The organism is Burkholderia lata, assembly GCF_902499335.1.
Classification (GTDB): Bacteria; Pseudomonadota; Gammaproteobacteria; order Burkholderiales; family Burkholderiaceae; genus Burkholderia; species Burkholderia lata_B.
In genome coordinates this window covers 17,840-34,689 of sequence record NZ_CABVQK010000011.1, presented here as the reverse complement: position 1 = coordinate 34,689, position 16,850 = coordinate 17,840, and the positions used below count along the sequence as shown (strand labels likewise).

Sequence of the window (16,850 nt, the reverse complement as noted above, 5' to 3'; positions counted from 1 at the left end):
TCGGACAGGGGCGCCCGGCTAGGGGCGGTCATATGAGTGAGATGGCCGGATACGCTGTGTGTCGAGCGTGAATCGGGCAGAAAACCGGGCAAAGCCTGATGCCATAGGGGTGCCAATATGTAACTAGTTATTAGTTAACTAGTTATTAATGTGATGAGGTGTCGGTGTAAGCCGGCCAGACTCGCACCGCACCGCGGCGCTTGCAGCGCCCGCGCGCACGGCAACACCCGCATCCGGCCTCGATTGCCGACGCATCGCGAAACAGGGAAATCATGGGAGACAACTCACGCATGGCAAACGACGACCGCACCACGATCATCCCGAGAAGAACGCCGGAATCGGCGGCGATGGTGGCCGAGGTCAGGCGGGCGATGGCGATCGCCGCGCGGATCAACCGCCTGACATTCGATGATGCCGCCGAAGTTCGCAAATTATTTGGAGAACTGATCGGCACGCCGGTGGACGACGGCTTTGTATTGATCCCGCCGTTCCATGCGACGGGCGGCACCGGCATGAAGCTGGGGCGCAACGTGTTCGTCAATCAGAACTGCACGTTCTACGATCTCGGCGGGCTCGAGATCGGTGACGACGTGATGATCGGGCCGAACGTCAGCCTGATCACGTCGGGCCATCCCGTCGAACCTTCGAAGCGGCGCGACTTCGTCGTCGCGAAGCCGATCGTGATCGAACGGAATGTGTGGATCGGCGCCGGCGCGACGATCATCGGCGGTGTGACGGTGGGCGAGAACTCGGTGGTCGCGGCCGGGGCCGTCGTCACGCGCGATGTTCCGCCGAATGTGCTGGTCGGCGGCAATCCGGCGGCGATCATCCGGTCGATTGCCGGGTAACGCGACGCGCGAGTGCGTGCCCGTTCGATGCAGCCTGGCTGGATGAATGTGGATAACCGACCCCGAGGCGACTCGAAACGCTGTGCATTTGAGTGGTGAGGGTGCCGCCGAGGCAGTCTGGACGGGGCTTTGCGGCGAATGCTCGATAGCCGTCGACGGATGCGCGGGCCGCTTCTGCAGATGTTCCGATGAAGGTCGCGCCGCGCGATCGGTTGTGGATATCCCCACACCGAAACGACTCGGCGCCCTGTGCATTTCACAGGTGAGGGTCACCGGATGATACGGAATGCATGAAGCAGGTTGTGGACAACTCGCCTGCGAAACGAGGCGAAATGCTGTGGAATTCAACGGTGAGGGGCGGCGCCCGATCGGGCGACGCGCCTGTCCTGGCGCGGTTTTCCGGTCTTTGCCGTGGTTCGGCGCGCCGCGCATTCTAGCCGAACGCGCGCATGCGTGGCGGAACCGCGCGTGCGCCGCGATGCGGATATGTGGTTCCGGCTGCCGCCCGAAGGGCCGTGCATTTTAACGGTGAGCGCGTGCGCGTGGTCCGCAACGCGCAGATTTCTCTGCGCCCGCGGCGTTCGCAAGTGACTCGACACGCTGCGCAACGCAAAGGTGAGCGTGAACACGCGATCGGTGGTCAGCGCGTCAGGATGCGATCATTCGGCCACCGGCGCCGTCTGAAGCGTCGTGTATCTCAGGCTCGCACGCGAGCATGTGAACCAGGGCAACACGAGCGCCCATGTGGATATCCGGGCGCCGAAACGACTCGCGACACTGTGCATTTGGACGGTGAGTGTCGGTGCCTGATCGGCCGACGAGCCGCTTCCTGCATCGATTGCCGGCCGGCGACACCTTCCGCGGCGCACATCCGCTGTTGCATCGGCGGATGCCCGTCCTTGTGGATATCCTGCGCCCCGGATCACTCGAAGGGCTGTGGTTTTCAATGGTGAGGGTGCCGGCGTGACCGGTCGGCAATGCCGGATCGGGCGTGGATAACCGCCGTTGCAGACACTCGAAGCCCTGTGTATTTCAACGGTGAGCGTGCGCCCGCGATTATGCAGCGTGCGTGTTCCGGCGAGCCTGCCCGACCGATAAATTCTCTCGCGACCCAGTGAATTGCCACGGTGAACGCGAGTCCGCGATTATCCTGCATGCGCGTTCCGGCGCACCTGTCCGGCCGACAAACCCACTCTCGACCCCAGTGAATTTCCACGGTGAATGCGGGCAGGCGATTGAGCGGCATGCACGTTCCAGCGTGCCTGTCCGGCCGACAAACCCACTCTCGACCCAGTGAATTTCCACGGTGAATACTGGCAGGCGATTGAGCGGCATGCGCGTCCCGGCGTACCTGTCCGGCCGACAAACTCACTCTCGACCCAGTGCATTTCCACTGTGAATACTGGCAGGCGATTGAGATGCGTGCGCGTTCCGGCGTACCTGTCCGGCCGACAAACCCACTCTCGACCCCGAGTATTCGAACGGTGAAGGCGAGCCCCGGATCGACGCAATACGCCGTCATCGATGTGGATATCCGCAGTTGAAACTCACTCGTCGCGCTGTGAATTTCAACGGTGAGCGTCGGCATTCGAGCGTGCCCGATGCCGATAACGGTGTGGACATCCCGGCCTCCACGCCACTCGAAACGCTGTGCAATCGAACGGTGAGCGCGTGAGCACGGTCGGCCGAGGGCCACGTCATTGTGGACATCCCGACCCGCCGACCAATCGGAACGCTGTGCATTCCAATGGTGAGGGTCGCCGCCTCCATCCGCTGAAACCCTTGTCACACGGGGCGCGAGCGTCAGCCGCCACCTGTACTGGCCGCCGGCGGGCAGTCGCGAGCTTTCCCGGAAAACGGCCCGCCCGCTCCGGCACGTCGCTCATCCCGCCCGGCCGCCGTGCGCGAAAACTCACTCAAATCCCGGCAAAAAGCTGCGCAGTTTTTCTCACTGAGGGCCCGCCCGAGCAAGATGAGAAAAAACATTCTCGGCTGCGCGCGAAAAAATAGAGCCATTCGCTGCCGCCAGTCACGCGTCGTCCGACGCCCTGCCGCGCAGCCCAGAACAGCACAGCACAATCAGGAGACTTCCCGCCATGACCGCCCGCCTGCCTGTCGACGGCTCGCCTGCCCTGTCCGACTACCGCCTGACCGACAACCTGACCGCGACGCGCGGCCGGATCTTCCTGACCGGTACGCAGGCGCTGGTCCGCCTGCTGCTGATGCAGCGCACGGTCGATACCGAACAGGGGCTCAACACGGCCGGCTTCGTCAGCGGCTATCGCGGTTCGCCGCTCGGCATGGTGGACCAGCAGTTGTGGAAGGCGAAGAAGCTGCTCGACGCCGGCGGCGTGCGCTTCCTGCCCGCGATCAACGAGGAACTCGGCGGCACGGCCGTGCTCGGCACGCAGCGCGTCGAGGCCGATCCAGAGCGCACGGTCGAGGGCGTGTATGCGATGTGGTACGGCAAGGGCCCGGGCGTCGATCGCGCGGGCGACGCGCTGAAGCACGGCAACGCGTACGGTTCGTCGCCGCATGGCGGCGTGCTCGTCGTCGCGGGCGACGACCACGGTTGCGTGTCGTCGTCGATGCCGCACCAGAGCGACTTCGCGATGATCGCGTGGCACATGCCGGTCGTGAACCCGGCGAACATCGCCGACATGCTCGAATTCGGCCTGTACGGCTGGGCGCTGTCGCGCTACTCGGGCGCGTGGGTCGGCTTCAAGGCGATTTCGGAGACGGTCGAATCGGGCTCGACCGTCGACCTCGACGCGCTGCAGACGCACTGGCCGGCACCGGAAGGCTTCACGCCGCCGACGGGCGGCCTGCACAACCGCTGGCCCGACCTGCCGAGCCTCACGATCGAGGCGCGCCTCGCCGCGAAGCTCGACGCGGTGCGCCATTTCGCGCGCACCAGCAGCATCGACAAGTGGATCGCCCCGAGCGCGCAGGCGAACGTCGGCATCGTGACCTGCGGCAAGGCGCACCTCGACCTGATGGAAGCGCTGCGCCGTCTCGACCTGACGGTGGCTGACCTCGACGCGGCCGGCGTGCGGATCTACAAGGTCGGCCTGTCGTATCCGCTCGAAATGACGCGCCTCGAAACCTTCGTCGACGGGCTTTCCGAAGTGCTCGTGATCGAGGAGAAGGGCCCCGTCATCGAGCAGCAGATCAAGGACTACCTGTACAACCGCGCGGAAGGCGCGCGTCCGCGCGTGCTCGGCAAGCACGACGCCGCCGGCGCCTGCCTGCTGTCCGAGCTCGGCGAGCTGCGCCCGTCGCGCATCCTGCCCGTGTTCGCCGACTGGCTCGCGCGCCACAAGCCGGCGCTCGACCGCCGCGAGCGCGTGGTCGACCTGGTCGCGCCGCAGATCCTGTCGAACGAGGCGGACGCGGTGAAGCGCACGCCGTACTTCTGCTCGGGCTGCCCGCACAACACGTCGACGAAGGTGCCGGAAGGCTCGATCGCGCAGGCCGGCATCGGCTGCCACTTCATGGCGTCGTGGATGGAGCGCGACACGACCGGGCTGATCCAGATGGGCGGCGAGGGCGTCGACTGGGCCGCGCACGCGATGTTCACCAACACGAAGCACGTGTTCCAGAACCTCGGCGACGGCACCTACTTCCACTCGGGCATCCTCGCGATTCGCCAGGCCGTGGCCGCGAAAGCGAACATCACGTACAAGATCCTCTACAACGACGCGGTTGCGATGACGGGCGGCCAGCCGGTCGACGGCAGCATCTCGGTGCCGCAGATCGCGCGGCAGGTCGAGGCGGAAGGCGTGTCGCGCTTCGTCGTCGTGTCCGACGAACCGGAGAAGTACGACGGCCATCACGGCCAGTTCCCGACGGGCACGACGTTCCATCACCGCAGCGAACTCGACACCGTGCAGCGCGAGCTGCGCGAGACGCCGGGCGTCACCGTGCTGATCTACGACCAGACCTGTGCGGCCGAGAAGCGCCGCCGCCGCAAGAAGGGCGAATTCCCCGACCCGGACAAGCGCCTGTTCATCAACGACGCGGTGTGCGAAGGCTGCGGCGATTGCGGCGTGCAGTCGAACTGCCTGTCGGTCGAGCCGCTGGAGACGCCGCTCGGCCGCAAGCGCCGCATCGACCAGTCGTCGTGCAACAAGGACTATTCGTGCGTGAACGGCTTCTGCCCGAGCTTCGTGACGGTCGAAGGCGCGGCGCTGAAGAAGGCCGCCGGTGCCGCATTCGATGAAGCCGCGCTCGCCGTGCGCGTCGATGCGCTGCCGGTGCCGGCGACGCATCTCGACGCGGCGCCGTTCGACATGCTCGTGACGGGTGTCGGCGGCACGGGCGTCGTGACGGTCGGCGCGCTGATCAGCATGGCCGCGCACCTCGAAGGCAAGAGCGCGTCGGTGCTCGACTTCATGGGCTTCGCGCAGAAGGGCGGCTCGGTGCTGTCGTTCGTGCGGATCGCGTCGAGCGACCGGTGGCTGAACCAGGTGCGCATCGACACGCAGCAGGCCGACGTGCTGCTCGCGTGCGACATGGTCGTCGGTGCGAGCGCCGAGGCGCTGCAGACGGTGCGTCACGAGCGTTCGCGGATCGTCGTCAACACGCACCGGATCCCGAACGCGTCGTTCGTGCAGAACCCCGACGCGAACCTGCATGCGGATGCGCTGCTCGAGAAGATGCACCATGCGGCCGGCGACGGCTACCTGTCGAGCTGCGACGCGCAGGCGCTCGCCGCGAAGTTCCTCGGCGATTCGATCGGCGCGAACATCCTGATGCTCGGCTACGCGTGGCAGCTCGGCCTCGTGCCGGTGTCGCTCGCCGCGATGATGCGCGCGATCGAGCTGAACAACGTCGCGGTGCCGATGAACAAGCTTGCGTTCTCGATCGGCCGGATGGCGGCCGGCGACGCGGCGGGCCTCGATGCGTTGTGGAACGCGCGCCACACGGTGGCCGCGCATGCCGCGCCGGAGACGCTCGCCGAACTGATCGCCGATCGCGAAGCGCGCCTCGATGCGTACGGCGGCGCACGCTATGTCGAGCGCTACCGTGCGCTCGTGAGCGCGGCGCGCGCGAAGGGCGACGATGCGCTCACGCGTGCGGTCGCGACGACGTTCTACCGGCTGCTCGCGGTGAAGGACGAATACGAAGTCGCGCGGCTGTACACGGACGATGCGTTCCGCACGGCGCTCGAGGCGCAGTTCGAAGGCGTGCCGGGGCAGGCCTATCGCGTGAAGTTCAACCTTGCGCCGCCGACGGTCGCGAAGGCCGGCAGCGACGGCAGCGCGCCGAAGAAGCGCGTGTTCGGCCAGTGGATGTGGCCGGTGTTCGGCATGCTGGCGCGCGTGCGCAGCCTGCGCGGCACGTGGCTCGATCCGTTCGGCCGCACCGTCGAGCGGAAGATGGAGCGCGCGCTCGCCGACGATTACGAGACGACGCTCGCGCGTGCGTTCACGGTCACGACGGCCGGCAATGCGGCGCAGGTCGCGCAACTGGCCGACCTGCACGCACGCGTGCGCGGCTTCGGCTACGTGAAGGTGCGCAACCTGGCCGGCGTGAAGCGCGCGGAACGCGAGCTCGCGCTGCAGCTCGGCATCGAAGCGGCGACGAGCGCGGCCGTGCAGCATGCGCTCGACGAGATGAAGGGCGCGGGGATGCTGAAGGGGATTCCGGTCGTCGTCGCGAAGTAACGCGAACGCGGGTGGATGTGAAAACGGCGACGCTTATGCGTCGCCGTTTTTTATTGGGCGGCTGCTGCGTTCAGGCAGCGGCCGGCCTTTCAGAGAATGCCTTTCTTGCGCGTCGACAGCGCGGTCTCCGACAGGTCGATCTCGCGGAGCAGCTTCGTCAGCGTCTCGTCGGAAATCTTGCTGTCGCTGCGCAGCCGGTACAGCGCGGAGCGTTCCGCGCGTACGGCCGCGATCCGCATCTGCAGTTCCATCGTTTCGGCCTGCTTCGCTTCCGCGCGCGGCGTGGGGCCGTCCTCGGCGAGCGTCGCGAGGCGGCGGCGGTACTGGTCCATCACGCGTGCGGAGATATCCGCGCAGCGCGCGGCGCCCGATTCGTCGAGATCGGTCGAGATCGCGTCGTGCGACGAGTCGATCGCGCGGATCGCGGCCTGCGCGGCGGCCGCGCGCGCGGCGCGCTCCTCGTCGCCGAGCGGGCTGCGCGACGAACGCACGCCGCGCAGCAGCAGCGGCAGGCCGACCACCGCGACGACGAGCGAGCCGAGGATCACGGCCGACGCGACGAAGATCGCCGTGTCGCGGCCCGGCAGCGGCACGCCGTCGGACAGCGCGACCGGAATCGACAGCACGCCGGCGAGCGTGACCGCGCCGCGCACGCCGCCGACCGTCATCACCGCGATCGTGCGCACGCCGGCCATCGTGCCCGCGAGGCCCTGGCGCGCGGCGCGACGGCTCGCGAACCAGCGCAGCAGCCAGACCCACAGGAAGCGGATCGCATACAGCGCGAGCATCATCGCGCAGACGTTGAAGATCATCCGGCCGACGAGCGCGTCGCTCGTGTGGTGCGCGTCGACGAGCGTGCGGCCGATGATGTGCGGCAGCTGCAGCCCGAGCATGATGAACACCATGCCGTTGAACACGAACTCGATCATTGCCCACGTGCTTTCGGCGCGCACCCGCGACGCGACGGTGCTTTTGCGCGAGAAGCTCGTGTAATTCATCATCATCCCGGCCGACACGGCCGCCAGCACGCCCGACAGGTCGAGGTGCTCGGCGAACAGGTAGGCCGCGAACGGCACGAGCAGCGTCATCACGATGCCGGGGGCCGGATCGCCTTCCTGCTCGGCGTTCAGGAAGCGCGTCGACAGCGCGCTGAACGCCCAAGACACGATCGCGCCCGTCGCGAGCCCGCCCGCGGCGACGATCACGAACGTGACCGACGCTTCGCGCAGCGAGAACATGCCCGTCAGCGCGGCCGCGATCGCGAATTTCAGCGCGACGAGGCCCGACGCGTCGTTCATCAGCGCCTCGCCTTCGAGGATGTGCATCAGCTGCGGCGGAATCCGGCCCTTGCCGGCGATGCCCGACAGCGCGACCGCGTCGGTCGGCGACAGCACGGCCGCAAGCGCGAACGCGATCGGCAGCGGCAACTCGGGTATCAGCCAGTGCGCGAAGTAGCCCACTGCGAGTACCGTCATGAACACGAGCCCGAACGCGAGCATCAGGATCGCGCGGCGCTGCAGGTACAGCTCGCGCTTCGGAATCCGCCAGCCGTCCGCGAACAGCAGCGGCGGAATGAACAGCAGCATGAAGATTTCGGGATCGAACGCGACGTGCAGGTTCAGCTTCGGCCACGCGAGCATCGCGCCGAATGCGATCTGCATCAGCGGCAACGGCAGTTGGAACGGCAGGATGCGCGTGACGGCGCCGGACAGCGCGACGGTCAGCAGCAGGATGAGGACGGTGAAGACGATTTCCATCGATACGGCGAATACGGGGAATGAAACGATCGTACGGAGTGTAGCGTGCTGGCGTGACGGATGCGTTCGAGCGGCCGGTGCGCGCGCACCGAAATGGTGCGCGCGACATGCGCCACGGTGGTGCGGCAGCACGGCGCGAGCCGCGCGGCGCACGGGTTGCCGGCACCTTGCACGGAGCTTGCTTGATGTGGGGCAGCCGCCCGGCGACGACCGGGCAACCGAGGGTCCAACCATGACATTGCACGCGCCGTTCGCTTCGTCGGACGCCGCGTTCGAAGGCACTACCAGGAGGAAGGCATGACGATCGTGCAACAGGAGCGTCCGGCCGCCGCGTCGCCGTACCGGTTCGAGCGGGAGGTGAGTTCCGGCCTCGAACGTCTGGCGACGCAGCACCGCGACCTGACGCTCACGACCGTGTTCCAGCCGATTTTCAGCCTGTCGCACCAGCGTGCGGTGGGCTACGAGGCGCTGCTGCGCGCGCACGACGCACTCGACCGTGCGGTGTCGCCGCTCGACGTGTTCGGCGAAGCCGCGCGCCAGGGCGAATTGCTGCAGCTCGACCGGCTCGCGCAGGCGCTGCATCTCGAGAACTTCGCGCTGCTCGGCGCCGAGCGCGAGTGGCTGTTTCTCAACGTGCATCCGGGCGTGCTCACCGACCCGTTCCAGGCGGCCGCGCTGCTGGCGAACCTGAAGCGGCTCGGCATGCCGCCGCGCCGCATCGTGCTCGAAGTGCTCGAACAGCGCGCGGAAGACGTCGAGCGGCTCGCCGAGGCCGTGCGCGAATTCCGCACGCACGGCTTCCTGATCGCGCTCGACGATTTCGGCGCGGGACACTCGAACCTCGAGCGGATCTGGCAACTGAACCCGGACATCGTGAAGCTCGACCGGATCATGCTGTCGCACGCGGCGCACCGCACGGGGCTCACCGCGATCCTGCACGGGCTCGTGACGCTGCTGCACGAGGCCGGCAAGCTGGTGCTCGTCGAGGGCATCGAGACCGAGCACGAGGCGCAGATCGCGCTGTCGTGCGAGGCCGATTTCGTGCAGGGCTACTATTTCGGCCGGCCGGCGCCGGGGCTGCCCGACAGCGCGGCCGCGACGGGCTGCATCGGCGAGCTGACCGAGCGCTTTCGGCAGCAGACCGAAGTGCGCGAGCGGCGCGATGCGCAGCGGCTCGCGCCGTACCTGCGCGCGTTCGAACGCGCGGCCGAGCGCCTTGCGGCCGGCGAGCCGCTCGACGAGGTGTGCTGGAACTTCCTCGCGCTCGACGCGGCCGCGCGCTGTTTCCTGCTCGACGCGCACGGCCGCCAGTCGGGCCGCAACGTCGTGCTGCGCGCCGACCGCGCGCTCGCCGAGGCGCGCTTCTCGCCGCTGGCGGACGCGCAGGGCGCGAACTGGCTGCGCCGGCCGTATTTCCGCTCGGCGATCGCCGAGCCGGGGCGCGTGCAGGTCACGCGGCCGTACCTGTCGATCAACGAGGCGCAGCCGTGCGTGACGCTGTCGGTGGCCGTGCGCGTCGGCGATGCGCAGCGCGTGCTGTGCGGCGATATCGACTGGGGCGACGACGAAGCGGACGCCGGCTAGCGCCGCGCGCACCGCAGGCGGTGAGCAGGGCGGACGGGGCGGGCCGTCGCGGGGCGGCTCCGTTGCGTTCGCCGTGCGCTTCCTCGACAATGGCCCGACCGCGGCCATCGTGACCGCGAGCGCGCCGTCCCGGGGGCCACCATGGCGGCGAATAACAAGGAAAACACAATGAAAAGACCGATTTCGCTGACCATTCTCGCGTGGATCATCATCGTGACCAACGCGATCACGTGCATCTATACGCCATTCACGATCGGCATGCCGACCACCCAGGCGCTGCTGTCGCACTACCTGCTGCCCGTCTGGGCGACGCTCGGCATCAGCGTGATCCTCGAAGTCGTGAACGTCGTGGTCGGCATCGCGATCCTCAAGGGCCGCGAATGGTCGCGCAAGACCTACATCGCGATTTCCGCGTTCAGCTTCGCGTTCTCGTTCATCAACATGCCGGCGTCGATGTACGCGGTGCTGATTCCGGGTGTCCTGCTGTTCGCGCTGTTCGTCTACCTGATGTTCCGGCGCCCCGCGACCGCGTATTTCCAGGCGAACGCATGAGCTTCGCGCGCAACGCGCTCGCGATCGTGCTGTTCACGATCGCGGGGATGTGCGTGATCACCGCGCAGATGATGGCGTTCCTGAAGCTCGGCCATACGGGGGCGATGCTCGCGTTCGTTACCGTGCTGTTCGGGTTGTCGGCCGTGCTCCTGGCTGTGGGCGCGTTCGCCGGCGCGTTCCGGCCGCGCGCGCGCGGCGCGGGCATCGCGCTCCTCGTCGCGACCGCGACCACTGCGCTCGGGATGCTCGGCTGGGCTACGGTGCTGTTGGCGCCCGGGATCGTCGACGTGATGCAGCAGCAGGGCGTGGAGATGACCGTGCGGATGTTCCGGTTCGCGCCGGGCACCGTGGTGACCGGCCTGTCCGCGCTCGTCGGCGTGTGGCTCGCGCGCCGCGGATGACGGTGCGACTGGCGCAGCGCGGCTGACGCCGCGGCGGCCGTCACGCTGGCGTCCGTCACGCGGCTCGGCTAGGATGCGCGAATTGTCCAGACGATTCGCAGGCCGCCCATGAACCGAAACGCCGCCTCTTCCGTTCTCCTCGAAGTGATCGCCACGACCGTCGGCGATGCGAAGGCCGCCGCCCGCGCGGGCGCCGATCGCCTCGAACTCGTGACCGCGATCACCGAAGGCGGGCTGACGCCGAGCGTCGGCCTGATCGAAGCCGTCGTGGCCGCCGTGCCGATTCCCGTCAACGTGATCGTGCGACCGCACAGCCGGTCGTTCGTCTATGACGCCGACGACCTGCGCGTGATCGAACGCGACGTGCGTGCAGCCGTCGCGGCCGGGGCGAACGGCGTCGTGTTCGGCGCGCTCGACGCGCGCGGTGACATCGATCTCGACGCCCTGGCCCGCATCGCGGCCGCGGCGGACGGCCGCGCGCTGACGTTCCACCGCGCGTTCGACGTGTCGCGCGACCTCAACGCCGCATTCGACGCGCTGCTGCGCGTGCCGGCCGTCACGTCGGTGCTGACGTCGGGCGGCCATCCGTCGGTGCTCGACGCGGTCGCGACGATCACGCGGCTGGTGCGGCAGGCGGCCGGCTCGACCTGCACGGTGCTGGCCGGCTCGGGGCTCACGATCGACGCGGTCGGCGATTTCGTCCGCGCCACCGGCGTGCGCGCGGTGCATTTCGGCTCGGGCGTACGGCCGCGCGGCGAGGTGCTGGCACCGGTCGATCAACCGCTCGTCGAGCGCGTGCGCGCGGCGATCGACGGTGCGGCGGCACACGTGTGACGCACACGGCGCACGGTAGCGGCCGCTGCCGTACGCGCCGATACGACACACCGGTACGCCATCCGGAGGGGCGGGCCACATGACGGGGGCGTCACACGCCACGCAGGACGGCACGGACGACGGCGTGCCGGGCTGGGACGCGCTCGACGGCGCGCGCGTCTATCCGATGCAGCCGCGCGCCGGCGAGTATGCGGTCGACGGGCTCGACGGCGTGCGCTGGCGGATCGAGAAGACCGTGATCCGCGACGCACAGGGCAACGCGGTGCCGACGATCGGATGATGCACGGCGGCGTGCGGGCGCCCCGTCACGTATTGCGTACGAACCAGGTCCGCTTTGCCGTGCCCAGCAGCGCGCGATAGACCACCCACGACACGACGAACGTCGCGGGCGCCGACAGCGACGCGGCGAACCCCGTTGCCTGGTTCAGCGCGAGTCCAACGAACGCGCCGGCGAACCACGCGGTTAGCCCGCCCGGGTTGAAGGTCGGCACATGGGCGTCGCGGCATTCGACGTCGTCGCCGACGAGCTGCCCATACCGGTCGGACAGGATGTGCGCGAGCGCGACGCCGACCCATGCGACGACGAAGATGCCCTGGTACGCGAGTGCCTGCAGGATCCGCGAGAAGATGTCCGCCATCATCAGCGCATAGACGACCGCGCCGACCACGAGCGCCCACACGAACTTCGGCGCGCGCACGCCGGCCACCTTCAGGAAAAACGCCTGCATGTTGACGGTCGCGAGATAGTAGTTCGCGGTGTTGATGCGCGATTGCGTGACCCACACGAACAGCAATCCCCACCCCCCCATCAGTTTCAGCAGCGCGAGCACGACCGATACTTCGGAGAGCGTACCGAGCCCCGGAATCGTGCTGACGAGATAAATGCCGGCTGCGCCGTTGACGAGAAACGTGACGAGGTAGAACGGCATCCCGAAGTTGAAGCGGCCGTGATAACCGGCGTCTTCCTTGCGGCCGAAGCGCGCGTAGTCGAACGTGAACATCATCAGCACCCACACGCCCATGTAGTAGACGAAGCAGTGCCACCAGCCGCCGGCCGGCACGGCGCCCGTCGGGCCGAAATCGAGCCAGGCCGTGTTGTAGCCGTATTCGGCCGTCGCGAGCCCGACCGCCGCGAGCAGCCCGAGCAGGTAGAACGGCAGCAGCACGCCGTTGAACTTGTCGAGCCAGTGCTGCACGCTGCCGAACACGAGCGGCACGCTGTAGCAGACGACGATCAGCGCGGCCCATTTGTAGTCGAGCGCCGGAAACTGGTGATGCGCGGCAACCGCGATCACCGAGCCTTCGAACACCGCGTAGTAGATCGCCGTCGCGAAGAAGATCAGTGTCGCGAGCGCCGCGCCGGCACTGCCGAACAGCACGCGCGAGAACAGCGCGACCGAGAGTCCCGTGCGGATCGCATAGCGGCTGATGATCGTGTTGACGAGGCCGTACGACACGACCGACAGCGCCATCCCGATCAGCGCGTTGCGCGCGCCGTAGGTGAGCGCGAGCGTGGCGCCCACGACGATGTAGAACACCGCGCTGCACACGGCCCACCACGCCATCGTCAGCGAAAAGGGCGGCATGCGCGCGTGGTCGGGAACGGCGAGCGTCGACAGGTCGAGATCCTCGTCGGGGCGGGCCTGAGCCAGGTTGGCCATGATCGTGCTCCTTGATGAGCGGAAACTGCGAACGACGTCTCGGCCGCGGCACATGCGATCCGCAGGGTTGCCCCGACGTCGGGCGGGCAACCGGTTCGGCAGGTACGGAAACAGCGCGCAAGCGTCCCCGCCGCGCGGCGCACAGCCGCGCGGGCGGGACACGACAGCGGAAAAGAAACGAGGGGGCTCAGGCGCCCGGCACGCGCGCCGGGCGCCCGGTGCTCAGTCTCGCAGCACGGCGCGTAGCAGCGTGAGGCGTCGCTGGTACTCGCGGCGCGCGGCGAGTGCGTCGGCCATCGTGACGCGCACGAAGCGCGCCCGGTGGTTGGGCTGCATCTGGCCGATCAGGTCCATGTCGGCGCTGATGACCGTGCCGATCGTCGCGTAGCCGCCGCCCGACACCGCGTCGCGGTGCAGGATGATCGGCTCGAGCCCGGCCGGCACCTGGATCGAGCCGATCGGGTAGCACGCGTCGACGATGTTCGACGGATCGGCGCCCGCGCCGAACGGCTGCTCGCGTGGCCGGAACTGCAGCGCGCGGCCGTTCTTGTAGCGGTAGCCGATGCGGTCGGCTTCGGGCGCGACCGTCCATTCGTCGTCGAAGAAGGTGCGCGCCGATTCGTCGGTAAGCCGGTAGTGGTACAGGCCCGTCAGTACGCGCAACTCGACCTGGTTGTCGAGCGGCCGGCTCACGGCCGCCGGCAGCTCGCGCCCTTCGCGGTGCGTGCCGACGGGGGCGCCGATCGGCAGACGGTCGCCCTTCTGCAGGCGCCGGCCCGCATGGCCGCCGATCGCGCCGAGCGTGTAGGTCGAGCGGCTGCCGAGCACGACCGGCACGTCGATGCCGCCCGCGACGGCGAGATACGCGCGTGCGCCCGCCTTCACGTAATTGAACGACAGCACGCTGCCCGCGCGGATCCGCAGCGCGACGTTGCAGCGCTGGCCGACGCCGTCGATCTTCGGCGTCATCTCGGCACCGGTGACGGAGATCAGCGCATCCGTATGAAACAGCAGTTCGGGGCCGAGCAGCGTGAACTCGAGCACGGCCGCTTCTTCGGGATTGCCGACCAGCAGGTTCGCCGCGCGCGACGCGTACTGGTCGAGCGAGCCCGACGGCGGAATGCCGACGTGGTAGTAGCCTTGCCGGCCCATGTCCTGGACCGACGTCGCGAGGCCGGGTTTCACGACCTCGATCAGGTTGTGCGCGTCAGTTTGCATGCAGCACCTCGACGAGAGAGCGGTTGTATGCGTCGGGATCGCGCAGGAAAGCGTCGAGCGAGAATTTCACCGGGCGCACGCGCAGGGAGAAGGTGCCGGCCTCGACGTCGGCCACCGCGGCGTCGTAGGTCGCGCGATCGATCGGCTGGAATTTCACGATGTCGCCGGGCCGGAAGAACACCATGAAGTCGCGCAGGTAGTCGAGCCGCTGCGCGGGGTCGAAGATCGGCGCCGGCGTCACGCCGAACATCTGGTAGCCGCCCGCGCCGCGCACCGAGTAGATGCAGCCGAAACAGCCGCCGTGGCCGACCGTCAGCTTTGGCGTGTCGGTGCGCGGCCGCAGGTACTTCGGCACTTCGAGCTGGCGTTCGCGCTCGACCATCTGGTACATGAACGGCAGGCCCGCGACGAAGCCGACCATCGACACGAACCACGGCGAACCCGAGTGCGCGGCGATGAATTCATCGACGTCGCGCTTGCCGTTGATGCGCGCCGCGTATTCGAGATCCGTCGACGACGGATCCTGGTGGCGTTCGCGAAATCGCATCAGCGTCTCGTGCGTCCACGGGTCGTTGTAGAGCACCGGCACTTCGACGATGCGCGTGTCGAGTTCGAGCGGCGCGTCGCCGACTTCGGCCTCGATCGTCTTCAACAGCGCGACGAGCGCATCGGGCTCGATCACGTCCGGGTCGTAGCGCACCTGGTAGGACGCATTCGCCGGACAGATCTCGGTGATGCCCGGCACCGCGCGGCGCTGCAGTTCGCGCGTGATCGCCGTGCCCTTGAAGAACGCATCGAGCGACATCGATTCGCTGATTTCGACGAACACGAACTCGTCGCCGCCGAACGTATAACGGGTCGTCACATCGCCTCCCCGACGCGCACGGCGTCTGTGTTCTCGGCTGCGTGTTGTTGCGCGGCGGCCGTCGCAGCCTCACGCCATCGCGGCATCCACGCTTCGAGGAAATTCGTGTGATAGCGCCCGGCGCGCACGTCGTCGTCCGCGAGCAGCGCGACGTGCAGCGGCGCGGTCGTTTTCAGGCCGCCGACGTGCAGCTCGCCCAACGCGCGGGCCAGGCGCCGCAGCGCGGCCGCACGGCTCTCGTCGTGCACGATCAGCTTCGCGAGCAGCGAATCGTAGAACGGCGGCACGACGTAGCCCGGATAGAGCAGCGAATCGACGCGCACGCCGGGGCCGGTCGGCCACACCAGTTCGTCGATCCGGCCGGGGTTCGGGCGGAAATCCTGCAGCGGGTCTTCTGCGTTGATCCGGCATTCGAGCGCCGCGCCGCGCATCGCGATGTCCTGCTGCGCGAAGCGCAGCGGCTCGCCGTCGGCGATGCGCAGCGTCTCGCGCACGAGATCGACGCCGGTGATCGCCTCGGTCACCGGATGTTCGACCTGGATGCGCGTGTTCATCTCGATGAAGTAGAACTCGCCGCGCGCGTCGTCGAACAGGTATTCGAGCGTGCCCGCGCTGCGATAGCCGACCTCCTGCGCGAGTCGCGTGGCCGACGCGCACAGCGCGTCGCGCTGCGCGGGCGTGAGCGAAGGCGACGGTGCTTCCTCGAGGATTTTCTGGCGCCGCCGCTGCAGCGAGCATTCGCGCTCGAACAGGTGGATCACGTTGCGGCCGTCGCCGAGCACCTGCACTTCGATGTGGCGCGCCCGCGCGATGAAGCGTTCGAGGTACACGCCACCGTCGCCGAACGCGGCCTGCGCCTCGCGCTGCGCGAGCGGCAGCTCGGCGTCGAGCTGCGCGGCGTCGTGCGCGACGCGGATGCCGCGCCCGCCGCCGCCGGCGGCCGCCTTGATCATGATCGGGTAGCCGATGCGCGCGGCGACTTCCCGCGCCTCGTCGAGCGATTGCACGACGCCGTCGCTGCCGGGCACGGTCGGCACGTTGGCGCGCCGCGCGGTTTCGCGTGCGCGTGCCTTGTCGCCCATCGTCGCGATCACCCGCGAGTCCGGACCGACGAAGATGAGGCCGGCCGCTTCCACCTGCGCGGCGAAAGCCGCGTTCTCGGACAGGAAGCCGTAGCCGGGATGGATCGCGTCCGCGCCGCACTGCCTCGCGGCGTCGAGGATCGCGGCGGGATTCAGGTAGCTTTTCGCCGCGTGCGACGAGCCGATGTGAACGGCTTCATCTGCCATGCGTGCGGCGAGGCTGTCGCGGTCCGCGTCGCTGACCACGGCGACCGCGCGCATGCCGAGTTCGCGCGCGGCGCGGATCACGCGTACCGCGATCTCGCCGCGGTTCGCGACCAGCACGGTCCGGATCCGCGACGGGCGGTAGAACGTGTCGGGAGAGGTTTCCGGTTTCATC

Annotated in this window: 12 protein-coding genes; 7 read left to right on the top strand and 5 right to left on the bottom strand. The window is 68.2% G+C overall.

From position 1 onward, the window contains the following. Positions 1-290 precede the first annotated feature (290 nt). Positions 291-848, top strand: coding sequence for a sugar O-acetyltransferase (locus BCO18175_RS25900; protein WP_174985372.1), 558 nt, complete (start codon positions 291-293; stop codon positions 846-848). Positions 849-2,944: 2,096 nt separating this feature from the next. Continuing rightward, positions 2,945-6,517, top strand: a complete 3,573-nt coding sequence (locus BCO18175_RS25895; protein ID WP_174985370.1) for an indolepyruvate ferredoxin oxidoreductase family protein — start codon at positions 2,945-2,947, stop codon at positions 6,515-6,517. 89 nt (positions 6,518-6,606) lie between these two features. Here the strand turns inward: BCO18175_RS25895 and BCO18175_RS25890 are convergent, their stop codons facing one another. Next, positions 6,607-8,274: a Na+/H+ antiporter gene (locus BCO18175_RS25890; protein ID WP_174985368.1), complete on the bottom strand. Its 1,668-nt coding sequence runs from the start codon at positions 8,272-8,274 to the stop codon at positions 6,607-6,609. A gap of 297 nt (positions 8,275-8,571) precedes the next feature. Between BCO18175_RS25890 and BCO18175_RS25885 the strand changes: the two genes are divergently transcribed. The 5 genes from BCO18175_RS25885 to BCO18175_RS40650 all read left to right on the top strand — a co-directional run bounded on the left by BCO18175_RS25885 (position 8,572) and on the right by BCO18175_RS40650 (position 11,925). Further along, entirely contained in the window at positions 8,572-9,858 is a 1,287-nt protein-coding gene (locus tag BCO18175_RS25885; protein WP_174917184.1) for a sensor domain-containing phosphodiesterase, read from the top strand. A 168-nt stretch (positions 9,859-10,026) separates the two neighbouring features. Further along, on the top strand, positions 10,027-10,410 hold the full coding sequence (locus BCO18175_RS25880; RefSeq protein ID WP_174985366.1) for a hypothetical protein: 384 nt from the start codon (positions 10,027-10,029) through the stop codon (positions 10,408-10,410). Further along, positions 10,407-10,811, top strand: a complete 405-nt coding sequence (locus tag BCO18175_RS25875; protein WP_174985364.1) for a hypothetical protein — start codon at positions 10,407-10,409, stop codon at positions 10,809-10,811. Before BCO18175_RS25880 ends, BCO18175_RS25875 begins: the two co-directional genes overlap by 4 nt. Positions 10,812-10,919: 108 nt before the next feature. Next, positions 10,920-11,645, top strand: coding sequence for a copper homeostasis protein CutC (locus tag BCO18175_RS25870; RefSeq protein WP_174985362.1), 726 nt, complete (start codon positions 10,920-10,922; stop codon positions 11,643-11,645). Between the two features lie 79 nt (positions 11,646-11,724). Further along, positions 11,725-11,925, top strand: coding sequence for a hypothetical protein (locus BCO18175_RS40650; RefSeq protein WP_254608171.1), 201 nt, complete (start codon positions 11,725-11,727; stop codon positions 11,923-11,925). A 25-nt stretch (positions 11,926-11,950) separates the two neighbouring features. Here the strand turns inward: BCO18175_RS40650 and BCO18175_RS25860 are convergent, their stop codons facing one another. The 4 genes from BCO18175_RS25860 to BCO18175_RS25845 all read right to left on the bottom strand — a co-directional run bounded on the left by BCO18175_RS25860 (position 11,951) and on the right by BCO18175_RS25845 (position 16,849). Beyond that, positions 11,951-13,306 carry a purine-cytosine permease family protein gene (locus tag BCO18175_RS25860; RefSeq protein WP_174985360.1) on the bottom strand — a complete coding sequence of 452 codons (1,356 nt, stop codon included), beginning with the start codon at positions 13,304-13,306 and terminating at the stop codon, positions 11,951-11,953. Positions 13,307-13,528: 222 nt separating this feature from the next. Continuing rightward, positions 13,529-14,524 (bottom strand): biotin-dependent carboxyltransferase family protein, encoded by a 996-nt coding sequence (locus tag BCO18175_RS25855; protein ID WP_174985358.1) that lies wholly within the window; start codon positions 14,522-14,524, stop codon positions 13,529-13,531. After that, a complete protein-coding gene (locus BCO18175_RS25850; RefSeq protein WP_174985356.1) occupies positions 14,514-15,389 on the bottom strand; it encodes a 5-oxoprolinase subunit B family protein in 876 nt (291 codons plus the stop codon). Before BCO18175_RS25850 ends, BCO18175_RS25855 begins: the two co-directional genes overlap by 11 nt. Then, positions 15,386-16,849 carry an acetyl-CoA carboxylase biotin carboxylase subunit gene (locus BCO18175_RS25845; protein ID WP_174985354.1) on the bottom strand — a complete coding sequence of 488 codons (1,464 nt, stop codon included), beginning with the start codon at positions 16,847-16,849 and terminating at the stop codon, positions 15,386-15,388. The genes BCO18175_RS25850 and BCO18175_RS25845 overlap by 4 nt, the downstream gene beginning before the upstream one ends. Between the last annotated feature and the right edge of the window lies 1 nt (position 16,850).